At 69.2% G+C, this 16279-nt stretch carries 10 protein-coding genes; 5 read left to right on the plus strand and 5 right to left on the minus strand.

Annotated features, from left to right (window positions below; all coding sequences use genetic code 11):
• Nucleotides 1-327: 327 nt before the first annotated feature.
• From GGR33_RS16555 to GGR33_RS16565, 3 genes are all read right to left on the minus strand, one after another.
• Complete coding sequence (locus tag GGR33_RS16555) at nucleotides 328-795, minus strand: DUF805 domain-containing protein (RefSeq protein ID WP_183507194.1); 468 nt, start codon at nucleotides 793-795, stop codon at nucleotides 328-330.
• Between the two features lie 54 nt (nucleotides 796-849).
• On the minus strand, nucleotides 850-3342 hold the full coding sequence (gene hrpB / locus GGR33_RS16560) for an ATP-dependent helicase HrpB (protein ID WP_183507196.1): 2493 nt from the start codon (nucleotides 3340-3342) through the stop codon (nucleotides 850-852).
• An 86-nt stretch (nucleotides 3343-3428) separates the two neighbouring features.
• Entirely contained in the window at nucleotides 3429-4112 is a 684-nt protein-coding gene (locus GGR33_RS16565) for a TetR/AcrR family transcriptional regulator (RefSeq protein ID WP_183507198.1), read from the minus strand.
• A 116-nt stretch (nucleotides 4113-4228) separates the two neighbouring features.
• Here GGR33_RS16565 and GGR33_RS16570 point away from each other — a divergent pair, with 116 nt between their 5' ends.
• Nucleotides 4229-5386 carry an HlyD family secretion protein gene (locus tag GGR33_RS16570; protein ID WP_183507200.1) on the plus strand — a complete coding sequence of 386 codons (1158 nt, stop codon included), beginning with the start codon at nucleotides 4229-4231 and terminating at the stop codon, nucleotides 5384-5386.
• Nucleotides 5383-6960 (plus strand): DHA2 family efflux MFS transporter permease subunit, encoded by a 1578-nt coding sequence (locus tag GGR33_RS16575; protein WP_183507202.1) that lies wholly within the window; start codon nucleotides 5383-5385, stop codon nucleotides 6958-6960. Before GGR33_RS16570 ends, GGR33_RS16575 begins: the two co-directional genes overlap by 4 nt.
• A 103-nt stretch (nucleotides 6961-7063) precedes the next feature.
• Here GGR33_RS16575 and GGR33_RS16580 read toward each other — a convergent pair whose 3' ends face one another.
• Nucleotides 7064-9358, minus strand: coding sequence for an NADP-dependent malic enzyme (locus GGR33_RS16580; protein WP_183507204.1), 2295 nt, complete (start codon nucleotides 9356-9358; stop codon nucleotides 7064-7066).
• Between the two features lie 167 nt (nucleotides 9359-9525).
• Here GGR33_RS16580 and mutS point away from each other — a divergent pair, with 167 nt between their 5' ends.
• The 3 genes from mutS (at nucleotide 9526) to GGR33_RS16595 (ending at nucleotide 14781) form a co-directional block, all read left to right on the plus strand.
• Nucleotides 9526-12288, plus strand: a complete 2763-nt coding sequence (gene mutS / locus GGR33_RS16585; protein ID WP_183507206.1) for a DNA mismatch repair protein MutS — start codon at nucleotides 9526-9528, stop codon at nucleotides 12286-12288.
• A 166-nt stretch (nucleotides 12289-12454) separates the two neighbouring features.
• On the plus strand, nucleotides 12455-13864 hold the full coding sequence (locus GGR33_RS16590) for an AmpG family muropeptide MFS transporter (RefSeq protein ID WP_183507208.1): 1410 nt from the start codon (nucleotides 12455-12457) through the stop codon (nucleotides 13862-13864).
• A complete protein-coding gene (locus GGR33_RS16595) occupies nucleotides 13861-14781 on the plus strand; it encodes an EcsC family protein (RefSeq protein ID WP_183507210.1) in 921 nt (306 codons plus the stop codon). The genes GGR33_RS16590 and GGR33_RS16595 overlap by 4 nt, the downstream gene beginning before the upstream one ends.
• A 16-nt stretch (nucleotides 14782-14797) precedes the next feature.
• Here the strand turns inward: GGR33_RS16595 and GGR33_RS16600 are convergent, their stop codons facing one another.
• On the minus strand, nucleotides 14798-16201 hold the full coding sequence (locus tag GGR33_RS16600) for a leucyl aminopeptidase family protein (protein ID WP_183507212.1): 1404 nt from the start codon (nucleotides 16199-16201) through the stop codon (nucleotides 14798-14800).
• Between the last annotated feature and the right edge of the window lie 78 nt (nucleotides 16202-16279).

Here is a 16279-nt window from a genome sequence, read left to right on the forward strand (position 1 = left end):
TCCGGAGAGGGGTCACACGCGGTTTCTCGCGACGCTGCCGCCGCGCCGAGGCATGTCGGCCCTTGAATGGGATTTTCCAGTTCCAACACGACGTGCCGACGTCTCAGTCTGGTAGCCGACCGTCACGCCGTCTTGTTGGAGCGGCCCAACGGCCGTTTCAACTCAGGATTCGGATTGCGGCCATAACTCGCGATAAATGGAACCACCTGAGGTTGGTTCCGTCGGCGGCCGGATGTTTCGGTACGCTCGGACGTAGGCTCGCTCGTTCCGAAGCCTTCCGCCCGTGCAGCAGCAGCACGCGAGGATGACCGGTGTGGCGGTTCCAGCTCAAGCGGGACCCGTCGACGGACCTCGGTCGGAGACTCCCCGCCCATTTGCCTCCTCAGGGCCGTAGCGGTTCGGCCCGGTCATGCCGTGCCGGCCGAGTGTCTCGATCAGGAACCACAGGCCGGCCGCCAGCGCGGCGAGGGCGTAGGTCAGCACTGCGGCGGGGTGAGCCTCGGCCTGATCCTCGATCGGCACGAAGCCGAGCGCCGTCTGGGCCAGGGGCAGGGCGAGCCAAAGGCCGGTACGGCCGCGATCATGCAGCCGCCGCACGGTCTGGGCGAAGGCGGCGAGCCCCGGCAGGAGAGCGCCGCCCGCCGTCAGTAGGCCAGCGACGCGCCAGCCCTGCGCAGCCAGCGCGACGGAGAGGCAAGCCAACGCAGCCGTCAGCAAGCCGAGCCGCACTGCGCGCCGGCCATAGGCCCGGCGCGACAGCCGGCCTCGCGGATCGAACCAGTGCAGAGGGCTCAAGGCGCTCATCTCCGAAGGCTTGTCGCGTGAGTCGCGCCGACGGCAAAGGCCGTGTCACGTCCCCCGCGGCTTGGCGCGCCGGGTCGGCGCTTCCGAGAGCGGGTCCTCCGGCCAGGGGTGGCGGGGATAGCGCCCGCGCATCTCCGAGCGCACGGCCGCCCACGACCCCCGCCAGAAGCCTGGCAGATCGCGCGTGATCTGGATCGGGCGCTGCGCCGGCGACAGCAGGTGCAGAACCAGCGGCACCCGCCCGCCACCGAGGCTCGGGTGCCGGTCGAGGCCGAAGAGCTCCTGCACCCGGACTGCCAGGACCGGCTCCGGCCCCGATTCGTAGTCGATCGGAATGTGCGACCCCGTCGGCACCTCGAGATGCGACGGCGCTTCCGCGTCGAGCCGCGCTCGCAGGTTCCAGGGCAGCAGCGCGTCGAGCGCCCGGCCGAGATCGTCGGCGGTGACGGCGTCGCGCCCGGTACGCCCGACGATCGCCGGCGCCAGCCACTCCTCCGCGGATCGGGCGAGCGCCTCTTCCGACAGGTCCGGCCAGTCGCCCGCCTCGGCCGCCCGCAGGAACCGGACTCGGGCCAGCCACTGCCTCTGCCCCGCGCTCCGCGGCAGGCGGTCGAGCCCCAGCCCGGCCAGCCCCCGTGCGAGAATCCGCGCCGAGGCTTCGTCCGGCGGAACGGGCAAGGTGCGCTCGTCCAAGACGACCGCTCCGAGCCGCCGCCCGGTGCGCGCCCTGAGTTGGCCGGAGACGTCGTCGAAGGTGGTCGTCGTGCTCACCGTGATCATGACGGACGCGATCGCGCGAATCTCCTCAGGATCGATCGCAGCGGCGGCCAGGATGCGCGCCGAGCCGGCGCTTCCGGCCAGGTCGGCGACGACGATGAAAGGCTCTCGGGCGAGCGCGCTGGCCGGATCGAGCTGACCGGCGCGGCCCTGGACCATCACATACGCCCCGTCCTTGCCGCGCGACCGCGCGATCCGATCGGGATAGGCGAGCGCCAGGAGAGAACCGGGCCGCGACAGGATTTCCGCCGTCAGATCAGGGCCTTGCGGGGCGAGACCGGCCCGTTCGGCCTGCCGGGCCCAGCCCTCCGCGAGGCGCCGCATGTCCGCCGCCCGGCCGCCGCGCTCACGCGAGAACCGCTCCACGCGCTCCGCCAGGTCGACACCGTCGCCGCCGAGGCCACGCTCGACCAAAACTGCAGCCAGATCAGCGGCTTGGCGCGCAGCGCCGACGCCCGCGGCCGTGACCACCATCCGAGCGAGGCGCGGCGGCAGCGGCAGGGCGCGCAGGGCCTGCCCGGTCGGAGTGATCCGCCCATCCTCGTCGAGACCGCCGAGACGGGTCAGGAGGGCTCGCGCCTCCGCGAGCGCCGGGGCCGGCGGCGGGTCGAGAAAGCGCAGCGTCGTCAGATCCTTGACGCCCCAGGCGGCGCAATCGAGCACCAGGCCCGAGAGGTCGGCCGCAAGGATTTCGGGCCGCGTGAACGGCTCCAGCGCGCCCGTGCCCGCCTCCGCCCAGAGCCGCCAGCACACCCCCGGCTCGGTGCGTCCGGCGCGGCCCCGGCGCTGGTCCACCGAAGCACGCGAGGCGCGGGCGGTGACGAGACGGGTGAGGCCGTTGCCGGGCTCGTAGACCGGCACCCGAGAGAGGCCGGAATCGACAACGATTCGAACACCTTCGATGGTCAGCGAGGTCTCGGCGATGGAGGTCGCCAGCACCACCTTGCGCCGTCCCGGCGGCGGCGGCGAGATCGCCCGATCCTGCTCGCTCTGCGACAGCGCGCCGTAGAGAGGAGCCACGTCCGTTTCCGAGCCGACGCGGCCTTCGAGGCGTTCGGCGACCCGGCGAATCTCGGCCTGCCCGGGCAGGAAGGCCAGCACCGAGCCGGGGTCGGCCCTGAGGGCGCGCAGGATCGCCTCGGTGACGGCATCCTCGATCCGCGTATTGGGGTCGCGATCGAGATGGCGCGTCTCGACCGGATAGGCCCGGCCCTCGGATTCGATCACCGGCGCCTCGCCGAGGAGCCGCGCCACGCGCGCCCCGTCGAGGGTCGCCGACATCACGAGCACCCGCAGTTCCTCTCGCAGACCTCCTTGCGCATCGAGCGCCAAGGCGAGGCCGAGATCGGCATCGAGGGAGCGCTCGTGAAACTCGTCGAACAGCACCGCGCCGACGCCCGATAATTCGGGATCGTCGAGGATCATGCGAGAAAACACGCCCTCGGTGACGACCTCGATCCGGGTTCGGGCAGAAATCCTGGAGCCGAGGCGGACGCGTAAGCCCACCGTCTCGCCGACGCTCTGGCCCAGCGTCTTCGCCATCCGCTCGGCAGCACCACGCGCGGCGAGCCGGCGCGGTTCGAGCAGGATGATCTTCTGGTCGGCGAGCCAGGGCTCTTGGAGCAGGGCGAGCGGCACCCGCGTCGTCTTGCCGGCGCCGGGCGGGGCGACGAGCACGGCCGCGCTCGACACGACCAGCGCCTCGCGCAGTTGCGGCAGGACGGCGTCGATCGGCAGGGAGCTCGTTGGAGGCAGGGACATCGCCGCCGCTCGTGACGCGGAAACGGGGCCGGCGCAACAGAAGGGCCTGGAGGCGCGGTCACCGTCCCCGAAGGGCCGGCCCGCCCTCAGCCGCTACGCGACCGGACACCTGCCAGGAAAAGCGCCACGGCGGCGCGGCGCCGTTTCTCCTGGGCCACCGGATCGACCGTGATGCCGTAAAGCGCCTGTTTCGAGCTGCGGCCGAGGATGAGGTTCAGAAACAAGTCGGCGGCGATCTCGGTATCCTCGACCCGGATCTGCCCTTGGGCGGCAAGCACGTCCAGGAGACGCGCGACGGCGCGCACGCCGCGCAGCCAGCCCTCCTCGTAGGCGAGCTTCGCCATCTCGGGAAACTGCAGGGCCTGAGCGGCGATGCAGCGCGTGAGCGCGGCCGCGCCCGGCTCCTGCGAGCGTGCGAGCAGGCTGCGGCTGAGATCGTCGAGCACGGCCTCCGCGCCACCTGGCTTGGCCTGCAGGGCCTGGGCTTCGGCTGCGCTCAGAGGCGCGAGCCATTCGCGGATTCGCTCGTCCAGGATCGCTTCGAACAGCGCCCGCTTGTCGCGGTAGCGCGCATAGAGGGTCGGCTTGCTGACGCCCGCGGCCTCGGCGACCGCGTCGATCGACGTCGCGTCGAAGCCGCGCTCCATGAAGAGCTGCGTCGCCACCTCGACGATGCGCGCCTCGCGACGGGCTGCTTCCTCCCGCGTCGGGCGTCCACCGCCGCCGCGCTTCGGCGGCTCCTTCGCATCGGCGGTGGCCGACTGCGTCATCGAAAAATCTCCTTGTCGCCCGAGCCGATCGGGCGTATTGCAACGATACCGTATCGTTTCATTAATGCCTAGCGCCGATGAAACCGTTGCCCAGCGATAATCCTCCCGCCCCCGCCATGCCAGAGTCGACTCCACCGACACAGATCCCGGCTCCAGCCGCCGTGCCGGCGCGCAAGCGCCGCAAGGGTCGGGTCGTACTGATGCTCATTCTTCTGGCCGCCATTGGCGGCGGCGGAAGCTATGGTTGGCACTGGTGGACCATCGGCCGCTTCCTGGAAACGACCGAGGACGCCTACCTCCAGGCCGACAAGGTCTCGGTCGCCCCGCGTATCGCAGGCCATGTCGCCGAGGTGATGGTCGGCGACAATCAGCCGGTGAAGCCCGGCGACGTGATCGCACGGCTCGACGACCGCGAATACCGGGTGGCGCTCAAGCAGTCGGAGGCGGATGTCGAGAAGAGCCGGGCGCAGATGCTCGCGACGGCCGCCGCCATCCTGCAGCAACAGGCCCAGATCCAGTCGGCAAAGGCCGAGGTCGACAACACCGTCGCCGCCCTCGACTTCGCCACCAAGGAATATGCCCGCTACCAGAACCTGCTGCAGACCGGCTCCGGCACGGTACAGCGCCAGCAGCAGGCGGATGCGGACCTTCGCCAGAAGAAGGCTGCGCACGACAAGGCCATCGCTTCTCTCGATTCCGCGAACAAGCAGGTCGAGAGTTTGAAGGCGCTGGAGGCCAGCATGAAGGCCACCCTCGAAGGTTCGCAAGCCAAGCTCGAGCAGGCGCAGCTCAACCTCAGCTACACGACGATCACCGCGCCGATCGAAGGCGTGGTCGGCGATCGCTCTCTGCGGGTCGGGCAGTTCGTCTCGGCCGGCACCGGCCTGCTCACCGTCGTGCCGATGGGCCGCGACATCTATCTCGTGGCGAACTTCAAGGAGACCCAGACCGGCGAGATGGTGGAGGGCCAGCGCGTGACCTTCACCGTCGATGCGCTCGGCGACCACGCATTCGGCGGCCGCATCCAATCCTTCTCACCCGGCACCGGCGCCCAGTTCGCGCTGCTGCCGCCGGAGAACGCCACCGGCAACTTCACCAAGGTCGTGCAGCGCGTGCCCGTGCGCATCGCCCTCGATGCCGGCGACCCGTTGCTCGCACGCCTCCGACCAGGCCTCTCGGTCGAGGCGACGGTACACCTCCAGGACCCGATCGAACGGGTTCCCGACCGGCGCAAGCCCGTCCCGGCCCTCGTCAGCGAGGCGCTGCCGCGATGAGTGCTGCCGCGACGGCCATCGTCGCGCCGGAACGAGCTTCCGCCCGCGATTGGCTGGCGGTGTTCGGCGCCATCCTCGGCGCCTTCACGGCGATCCTCGACATCCAGATCACCAACGCCTCGCTCGCCGACATCCAGGGCGCGCTCGGGGCCTCGACGGAAGAGGGAAGCTGGATCTCGACCGCCTATCTGATGGCCGAGATCATCGTGATCCCGCTCACCGGATGGCTCGCCTCCGTGATCGGGCTGCGCCGCTACCTCGCCGTGAACACCATGCTGTTCACCGGCTTCTCGCTCGCCTGCGCGTTGTCGACCTCGCTCGGCCAGATGATTCTTTTTCGCGCCGGCCAGGGCTTCACCGGCGGCGTGCTGATCCCCACCGCCATCGTCATCGTGCGCACCCGGCTCTCGAAGAGCCAGCAGCCGATCGGCATCGCGCTGTTCGGCCTGACCGCGACCTTCGCCCCGGCCATCGGCCCGACGGTGGGCGGCTGGCTCACCGACAACCTGTCCTGGCACTACATCTTCTATCTGAACCTGATCTTCGGACCGCTCGCCGCGGCGATCCAGCTCGGCGCCTTCGACAGTGTCCCGGCCCGTTGGAGCGAACTCCTGAAAGGCGATTGGATCGGCATCGGATTCATGGCCACCGGCCTGCCGGCGCTGACCTTCGTGCTCGAGGAGGGCCAGCGGAAGGACTGGTTCGGCTCGCCGATCATCGTCAAGGCGAGTTTGCTGGCAGCGGCCGGCATCATCGGCTTCATCATCCGCGAGCTGATGGCCGAGCGGCCCTTCATCAACCTGCGGGTCCTCGCCAACCGCTCGGTGGGCGGGGCCTGCCTGCTGATGACCGTGCTCGGCGCGGTCTCCTTCGGCTCGATCTACATCATCCCGGTCTATTGCGCGCAGATCCAGGGCTACAACGCCCAGCAGATCGGCTACGTGGTGATGTGGTCGGGCCTGCCGCAGCTCCTGCTGTTCCCGATGATGCCGCTGATCATGCGGACCTTTGACGCCCGGCTGCTGGTGATCGCGGGGGCGCTATTCTTCATCGCAAGCTGCTGGATCAATGTCGGGCTGACGCACGATGTCGGGGTCGACCAGCTGATCCTGCCGCAGCTTTTGCGTGCCATCGGCCAGCCGCTCTTCGTCATCCCGCTCTCGCAGCTCTCGACGGTGGGCCTCGGACCCCGCGACACGGCGGATGCCTCGGCCCTGTCGAACATGATGCGCAATCTCGGCGGCTCGATCGGCATCGCGATGCTCTCGACCATGATCGACCGGCGCGAGCACATGCATTTCTCGGTGCTCGCCGAGGCCATCACCGTGAACGCCACGCGGACGCAGGAACGCCTCGCTGCCCTGGTCGCGGGCCTACACGGGCACATCGCCGACCCGCTCGCCGCCAAGGGCGTGGCTGTCGGCATGCTGGCACAGCAAGTCCGCCGAGAGGCCTACGTCATGGCCTATGCCGACGGGTTCTGGCTCGTCGGCGTTAGCCTCGTGCTCAGCCTCGCCGTCGTCGCCCTTCTGAAGAAACCGCAGAGGTCCTCGGCACCCGTCGAGGCCCACTGACCCTGTCCTGCCCCGATCGCGCGGTCTCCCTAGCCCGCGTGATGGACGGCCGGTCCGCGCACCGCCCCCTCGCGCGGATCGGCCGTTTCGTTTCAGAGAGCCTTTAGCCGCCGATGTCGAAGGCGGCCAAAGCGGCCATGTTGACGAGGTCGGCATCGGTAGCGCCGAGCGGAACGATCTGCACCGGCTTGTCGAGCCCGACGAGGATCGGACCGAGCACCATGGCTCCGCCGAGTTCCTGCAGCATCTTCGTGGAGATCGAGGCCGAGTGGAAAGCCGGCATCACCAGCACGTTGGCCGGCTCCTTGAGGCGGCTGAACGGGTAGTAGCGCTGCATCAGCTCGCGATCGAGGGCGACGTCCGCCGCCATCTCGCCCTCGTAGGTGAAGTCGAGCTTCATCCCATCGAGGATGCGGACCGCCTCGCGCACCTTCTCCATCCGCTCTCCCTTCGGATGCCCGAAGCTCGAGAAGGAGAGGAGGGCGACGCGCGGCTCCGTGCCGAGCTTCCGCGCGGCGCCGGCGGCCTCGATCGCGATCTGCGCGATCTCCTGCGCATCCGGCATCTCGGTGATCGCGGTATCGGCGACGAGCACCGTGCGGCCGCGTGCGAAGACGGCCGATAGACCGATCACGCGGTGGCCGGGCTTCGCATCGATGACACGGCGAACGTCCTCCAGCGCCAGCGAGTAGTTGCGGGTCGCACCCGTCACCATCGCGTCGGCATCGCCGAGGGCCACCATGGTGGCGCCGAAGACGTTGCGGTCCTGGTTGATCAGCCGGTGGCAGTCGCGCGGGAGATAGCCCTGCCGCTGCATGCGCGCGTAGAGGTGCTCGGCATAGTCGTCGTTCCGCTTCGAGAGCGAGGCGTTGTGGATCTCGATGTTGTCGCGCCGGTCGAGATCGATGCCCGCAGCCGCCGCATTCGCTTTCACGCGATCCTCGCGCCCGACCAGGATCGCCGTGCCGAGGCCCTGGTTGGCGAAGGAGACGGCGGCGCGGATGACCAGTTCTTCCTCGCCCTCGGCGAAGACCACGCGCTTCGGAAACTTGCGCACGCGCTCGAAGACACGGTTGAGCACACCGGCCACCGGGTCGCGCCGGGCCGAGAGCCGGTCGCGATAGGCCGCCATGTCGTCGATGGGCTTGCGGGCGACGCCCGTGTCCATCGCCGCCTTAGCGACGGCCGGCGGCACGGTGTGGATCAGGCGCGGATCGAACGGGACTGGGATGATGTATTCGCGCCCGAAGCGCGGCCGGCTGCCCTGGTAGGCGGCGGCGACCTCGTCCGGCACGTCCTCGCGGGCGAGAGCCGCGAGCGCCTCGGCCGCGGCGATCTTCATCTCCATGTTGATCGCGGATGCGCGCACGTCGAGCGCGCCGCGGAAGATGTAGGGGAAGCCCAGCACGTTGTTGACCTGGTTCGGATAGTCCGAGCGGCCGGTGGCGACGATGGCGTCGGTGCGGATCTGGCCGACCTCCTCGACGGTGATCTCGGGGTCGGGATTCGCCATCGCGAAGATGATCGGGTTCGGCGCCATCGAGGCGATCATCTCGGCCGAGAACGCCCCCTTGACCGAGAGACCGAACACGATGTCGGCGCCTTGCATGGCCTCGGCCAGCGTGCGCTTGTCGGTCGGCACCGCATGGGCCGACTTCCACTGGTTCATGCCCTCGCGGCGGCCCTCATAGACGACGCCCTTGGTGTCGCAGAGGATCACGTTCTGGTGGCCGAAGCCCATCGCCTTGAGCAGCTCGATGCAGGCGATGCCCGCCGCACCCGCGCCGTTCACGACGAGCGTCGCCTTGCCGATGTCGCGGCCCGTCAGGTGTAGCGCGTTGAGGATGCCCGCCGCGGCGATGATCGCGGTGCCGTGCTGGTCGTCATGGAAGACCGGGATGTCCATCAGCTCGCGCAGGCGCGCCTCGATGATGAAGCATTCGGGAGCCTTGATGTCCTCGAGATTGATGCCGCCGAAGGTCGGGCCGAGGAAACGCACCGCGTTAATGAACTCGTCCGGGTCCTCGGTGCCGACTTCGAGATCGAAGGCGTCGACGTCGGCGAAGCGCTTGAACAGCACCGCCTTGCCTTCCATCACCGGCTTCGAGGCCACCGCGCCTCGGTTGCCGAGGCCGAGGATCGCCGTGCCGTTGGAGATCACACCGACGAGGTTGCCCTTGGCCGTGTAGTCGTAGGCCTTCGACGCATCCTCCGCGATGGCGAGCACGGGCACGGCGACGCCGGGCGAATAGGCGAGCGAGAGGTCGCGCTGCGTCGCCATCGGCTTCGTCGCGATGACCTCCAGCTTGCCGGGACGGTCGCCCGCGTGGAAGGCCAGCGCCTCCTCCTCGGTGAAGGTCGGGCGCTTGCGCGGCTGGGCGGGCTTGCTCTCGGTCATCGGCATTTCCTCTTATGGTGCCGGGCCTAGCGCCCATGGGGACTGGGCTCAACCAAGACTTTCGACGATGCTTACCGCGGCACTCGACGGAGCCGCGCGAGCCGTTTCCCCAGCCGAGACGTTGCAAACGCCTGATTCAGCCGATCGCGTCTGCTAAGCTCGGCCGCATGAGCCGCCATGCCGTGCGATCCACGCCCTCCGACCCGCACGCGAAGGCCGGCGACGTCGTGACACCCAAAGAGCCGACATCGTTCGACCGCGCCGGCGCGACGCCGATGATGGCGCAGTACCTGGAGATCAAGGCGGCCAATACCGACTGCTTGCTGTTCTACCGGATGGGCGACTTCTTCGAGCTGTTTTTCGAGGATGCCGAGATCGCCTCGCGGGCGCTGGGCATCGTGCTCACGAAGCGCGGCAAGCATGCGGGTTCCGAGATTCCGATGTGCGGCGTGCCGGTGGAACGGGCCGACGACTATCTCAGCCGCCTGATCGCGCTCGGCCACCGCGTCGCCGTCTGCCAGCAGGTCGAGGACCCGGCCGAGGCCAAGAAGCGCGGGCCGAAATCGGTGGTGCGGCGAGAGGTGCAGCGCCTCGTCACCCCCGGCACCATCACCGAGGACCGGCTGCTCGATCCGGCCCGGGCCAACCTGCTCCTCGCCATCGGCCGCCGAAAGGTGTCGGAACACGCCCACGCCTACGGGCTTGCCGCGTTCGACATCTCGACGGGCCGCTTCTCGCTGAGCGAGGTGGCCGACGGTGCGCTCTCGGCGGCGATCGCGCGTTACGAGCCGCGCGAGATCGTGCTGTCCGAGGCAATCCATTCCGATCCGGCCCTGGCTCGGCTCTGGCGCGATACCTCCGCGGCCGTGGTTCCGCTGGCCCAGGCCGAACTGGAGCCGGCCTCCGCGGAGCGGCGTATCCGCGAACAATTCGGCGTGGCGACCCTGGATGGCTTCGGCCAATTCAGCCGAGCCGAGATCGCGGCGGCCGGCGCGGCGCTGCTCTACATCGAGCGCACGCAGATCGGCACCCGCGTCCCCCTCTCGGCACCGAGCCGCGAGGCGAGCGGCGCGACCCTGTCGATCGATGCGGCCACCCGCGCCAATCTCGAACTGACCCGCACGCTCTCGGGCGACCGCAAGGGCAGCCTGCTCGACACGATCGACCGCACCGTCTCGGCGGGCGGTGCACGGCTGCTCGCCGAGCATCTCGCTGGCCCGCTGACCGATCTCGAGGCCATCGGCGGCCGGCACGCGGCGGTGGCCTATCTCGTCGGCGAACCGAGTCTGTGCGGCCCCTTGCGCGACGCGCTCGCCAGCGCACCGGACATCGCCCGCGCCCTCACGCGTACCGGGCTCGGCCGGGCCGGTCCGCGCGATCTCGCGGCCCTGCGCGACGGGCTCGACGCGGCGGCGCGGATCGCCGACAGACTCGCCGAGCCCAAGGACGCGCCGAGGCTGCTGAAGGAGATCGGCGAGCATCTCGCCGGAGTTGATACAGGCCTCGTCGCCGAACTCGCGGCAGCTTTGGCCGACGAGCTTCCGCTCAACCGGCGCGACGGCAATTTCGTCCGCGCCGGCTATCATGCCGAGATCGACGAGGCGCGCAAACTCGGTCGCGATTCCCGGAAGGTGATCGCCGCCCTTCAGGCCCGCTACGCCGAAGAATCCGGCTGCCGCACGCTGCGGATCAAGCACAACAACGTGCTCGGCTTCTATATCGAGGTGCCGCAGGCGGTGGGCGAGGCTTGCCTCAAGGGCCTGATGAAGGACTTCATCCACCGCCAGACCATGGTGGACGCCATGCGCTTCACCAGCGTGGAGCTGGGCGAGCTGGAATCGAAGATCGCCGGAGCCTCCGACCGCGTCCTCGCCATGGAGGGCGAGGTTTTCGAACATCTGGCCAGCCTCGTGCTCGCTCAGACCGAGGTCGTCGCGGGTGTCGCCGAGGCCTTGGCCTCCCTCGACGTCACCGCGAGCCATGCCGAACTCGCCATCGAGCTGGACTGGGTGCGGCCCCGGCTCGACGAGAGCGTGGCCTTCACCATCGAAGGCGGCCGCCACCCCGTCGTCGAGGCGGCCCTGCGGCGCGGGGGCGAGCCCTTCATCGCCAACGATTGTGACCTCTCCGGCAAAGAGAGCGGACGCATCCGTCTCGTCACCGGCCCGAACATGGGCGGCAAGTCGACCTTCCTGCGCCAGAACGCGCTGATCGTCGTGCTGGCGCAGATGGGCGCGTTCGTGCCGGCGCGCTCCGCCCATCTCGGCCTCGTCGATCGGCTCTTCTCCCGCGTTGGGGCGGCGGACGATCTCGCCCGCGGGCACTCGACCTTCATGGTGGAGATGGTCGAGACCGCTGCGATCCTGAACCAGGCGACCCGGCGCTCCCTCGTCGTCCTCGACGAGATCGGCCGCGGAACCGCGACCTTCGACGGCCTCTCGATCGCCTGGGCCTGCCTCGAGCACCTGCACGAGACCAATGGCTGCAGGGCTCTCTTCGCCACGCATTTCCACGAGTTGACGGCGCTGTCGCAGCGCCTGACCCGGCTCGACAACGCGACCCTTCGCGTCACCGAGCATCGCGGCGAGGTCGTCTTCCTGCACGAGGTGGTGCCGGGCATCGCCGAGCGCTCCTACGGCTTGCAGGTCGCGCGGCTCGCCGGCTTGCCGAAGGCGGTGGTAGCCCGCGCCGGCGCCATACTGAAGGGCCTGGAAGCCTCCGAACGAGACCGGCCGACCCGCCGCAGGATCGACGACCTGCCGCTCTTCGCGAGCCTCGCCGACGCGCCGCCGCCCGAGCCGGCGCAACCCGTCCCGGTCGATGAGGGCATCGGCGCGCTCGTGGACGAACTCGACCCCGATGCGATGACCCCGCGCGAAGCGCTCGACGCGCTCTACCGCCTCAAGAAGGAGCGCGCCCGCAACGCTTGAGCGGCGCAAGACTGCCACGATGTTTGCGGATAAGGCCTTGTCGGGCCGTTTCCGCTTCGGGGGGGGCGCGCCCAGCGCGACCGTGATTGCTTCGCTGCGCTCGCAATGACGGCGAGGCGTAGGTTCTGATCGGCCGGAAACACTCTCGGCGCGAGGAGTTCGACCCATGGCCGCGACGAGTTCTGGCGCGACCGTCCCGCAGGGCCGGAAATTCCGCATGCGCGACCTCTTCGAGGATGCGCGTGTGATCCAGATGCTGGCACTCGGCTTCTCCTCGGGCCTGCCGCTGCTGCTCGTGCTGGGCACCTTCACGCTGCGGCTCGCGCAATCCCAGATCGATATCAAGGCGATCGGATTATTCAGCTACGTCGCGATGCCCTACTCGCTGAAGTTCCTCTGGGCCCCGACCATCGATCGCCTCGACGTGCCGTTCCTTGCCAAGCGGCTAGGGCGGCGGCGCGCCTGGATGGTGACGACACAGATCGCGACCGCCCTCGCCATGGTCCTCATGGCGTTCTCCGATCCGACCAACAGCCTCGCCCTGCTCGGGCTCGGCGCTTTCCTCGTCGCCTTCTGCGCGGCGACGCAGGACGTCGTCATCGACGGCTGGCGCATCGAGGCCGCCGGCACCGATATGCAGGGCATCCTGGCCGCGACCTCGAACCTCGGCTACCGCTTCGGCCTGATCCTGGCCGGCGCCGGTGCGCTCTACATCGCGGCCTATGGCGGCTGGACGCTGGCCTACCTGATCATGGCGGCCTCGATGTCCATCGGCCTCGTGGCGGCGCTGTTCGCCGGCCGCTACGACCGCAAGCGGGAGACGGTCGAGGCCGCCGAGCCCCCCAAGCGCGCGAGCGCGATGGACCGCATGCGCCGCGCCGTCTTCGAACCCCTGACCGAGTTGCACGGCCGCATGGGCAATGCACTGTTTGCGGTTCTGCTACTCGTCGCACTCTACCGCATGCCGGACTTCATCTCCGGCGTGATGGCGAACCCGCTCTACATCAAGCTCGGCTACGACCTGCCGCAGATCGCGACGATCGTAAAACTCGTCGGAATCTGGGTGGGCATCGCAGGCGGCTTCGCGGGTGGCTGGGCGATCTCGCGCTTCGGCATGTTCCCGGCGCTCGTCACCGGCGCTTTCATCGCCGCCGCCTCGCATCTCTCGATGGCGTGGCTCTCCACCGGCGAGCCCGAGTTGTGGCGGCTCGCGGTCACCGTCTCGATCGAGAGCCTGTGCGGATCCTTCGCCGGAATTGCGCTCATCACCTACATGTCCAGCCTGACCACACCCGGCTACGCGGCGACGCAATATGCGCTGTTCTCCTCGCTCTATGCGCTGCCCGGCAAGCTCGTCGCGGGCATGTCGGGCTTCGTGGTGGCCGCCTACGGCTATCCGGCCTTCTTCACGATGACGGCCGCCGTCGGCATCCCCGTCGTCGCGCTCTGCTTCGCGGTGGGACGCGTGCCCGAGCGGGCGAAGGCCAGCGTGGCGACGGCGTCAGGGAACCCTGTCGAGGCCCCGGAAATTTCTCCAACCGGCATTCCTGCGGCAACCGCGAGGGCGCAGACGTGAACGAGATCACCCCGGCCAGCGAAATCCTTCCCGTCCGCGTCGCGCCTTTCGCGTCGCTCAGCGACGAGGACCTGGCGGCGCTGCGCCGCGCGGTCGCCGTCCTCGAGAAGCCGGGTCTCGCCTCCCGGCTCTCGGCAGCGGCCGGCGCGCCCCTCGACATGATCGGCCGCTCGCTTCCCGCGCCGGTGACGGACGTCGTCGCACGCTCCGCGGAAGGCGCGATGCGGGCAGCCCTTCGCGTCGCGCTGGCGACGCTGCCGCACAAGGCCGTGACCCCGACCGGCTCGGAGATCGAGAAAGTGGGGGAGGAGACGGGCAACCGGTTGAGCCGCCTGTTCCAGTCCAGCGACTCGAAGCACAGAGCAATGGCCGCGCTCTCCGGCGCTGTCGGCGGCGCCTTCGGACTGGCGACCCTGGCAGTGGAGTTACCCGTCTCGACGACGTTGATGCTGCGCTCGATCGCCGAGATCGCGCGCGAGGAAGGCGAGGATCTGAGTGATCCCGAGAATGCGCTGGCCTGCGTCGAGGTCTTCGCGCTCGGCGGCAAGAGCGGCGCCGATACGGCACTATCCGAGAGTGGCTACTTCGCCGTGCGCGCGGCTTTGGCCAAGACGATGGCCGAGGCCGCCAAATACGCCGCCCACCGTTCCGTGCTCGACTCGTCCGCGCCCGCTCTGATCCGCTTCGCTTCGCAGATCGCAGCACGCTTCGGCATCGTCGTGTCGCAGAAGGTTGCCGCGCAGGCCGTTCCGGTGCTCGGTGCCGTTGGCGGTGCGGCGGTCAACACCGCCTTCATGAACCACTTCCAAGCCATGGCGCGGGCGCATTTCACGGTCCGGCGCCTCGAGCGCCGCTACGGTGCGGAGCCCGTTCGCGAGGCTTATGCCGCCGAGAAGGAGGCGCTCGGGCTCGCTTGACCGGCCTGAGGCCAGGTCACGCTGCGGGATACAGCGTCTTCAGCAACTGGTGGACGAGGCGCGCCGTCTGCACCTCGCCGCCCTCTGGCCGGCCCGGCTTGGTCGACGGATTCCAGCCGTAGAGGTCGAAATGCACGTGGCGCTTCGTGTTCGGTGCGAAGCGGCGCAGGAAGAGCGCCGCGGTGATCGCGCCGGCGAATGGGCCGCCCGAGACGTTGTTCAGATCGGCGACTTTCGAATCGAGCAGGCTCGCATAAGGCGCGTGCAGCGGAAGCCGCCAGACCGGATCGATCGCGGCACGGCCGGCGGCTTCGACGGCTGATGCCAGCGCATCGTCTTCGGTGAAGAAGGCCGGCAGGTCGGGTCCGAGGGCGGTTCGGGCTGCGCCCGTCAACGTCGCGAAATCGATGATGAGGTCCGGCCGCTCCGCTTCCGCGAGCGTGAGAGCGTCTGCAAGGATCAGCCGGCCCTCGGCGTCGGTGTTGCCGATCTCGACCGTCAGGCCCGAGCGCGCCCGCAGGATGTCGCCTGGACGGAAGGCGTTGCCGGCGATTGCGTTCTCCACCGTTGGAACGATGAGGCGCAGACGCAAATTCAGGCCGGATCCCATCACCATTTCGGCAGCGCTGAGGGCCGCAGCCGAGCCGCCCATGTCCTTCTTCATGAGGAGCATGCCGCTCGACGGCTTGATGTCGAGGCCACCGGTATCGAAGACGACGCCCTTTCCGACGAGGGTGACGCGCGGCGCGTCGGCCGGTCCCCAGGTCAGGTCAATCAGCCGGGGCGGCCGGGTCGAGGCCTTGCCGACGGCATGGACCAGCGGGAATTCCCGTTCCAGCTCCTCGCCGCTCGTCACGCTGATCGCGGCACCGAAGCGCTCGGCGAGGGCGCGCGCAGCGGTCTCGATTTCGGCAGGGCCGAGGTCGTTCGACGGCGTGTTAACGAGATCGCGTCCAGCCGCAACGGCCCGGGCGATGCGCAAGACCGCATCTGCGTCGATCGTCTCGGGCGCTGCCAAAGTCGGCAGCGTTGCCGGCGCGGCCTTGTAGCGGCTGAAGCGATAGCTCGACAGCAGCCAGGCCAGGGTGGCGTCGGCCAGGTCGATGCCGCCTTCCTCGAAGTGGTAACGCCCTTCCGGCAACAGGCCGATGAGGCGGCCGGCCACGAGGCGATCGTGGGCTGCTGCCGTCGTGTCGCCGAGCCCAAACAGCACGCGTTCCAGCCGCCCCTCCGTGCTCGGAAGCAGGCACAGACGTCCGGCCTTCGGCGCGAAGCCCGTCGTCTCGACATAGGCGCGCTGGACGGGCGTCAGACCAGGCTCGACGCGATCCCACTCGGCCAAATCGATGCAGCGGATCGGGATCGCGGCGGTGCCGGCGGGAAGGAGATCGGGAAGGAGATCGGGAAGGTCGGTTCGCATCGGCTCTGAGCGTGGAGGCGGAAAACTGGTTTGCCGGTAGGTCCGGAGCGAATTTACGGGCCGTTAGGGTTAACGGCC

The sequence above is a fragment of the Methylobacterium brachythecii genome, assembly GCF_014196345.1.
Lineage (GTDB): Bacteria > Pseudomonadota > Alphaproteobacteria > Rhizobiales > Beijerinckiaceae > Methylobacterium > Methylobacterium brachythecii.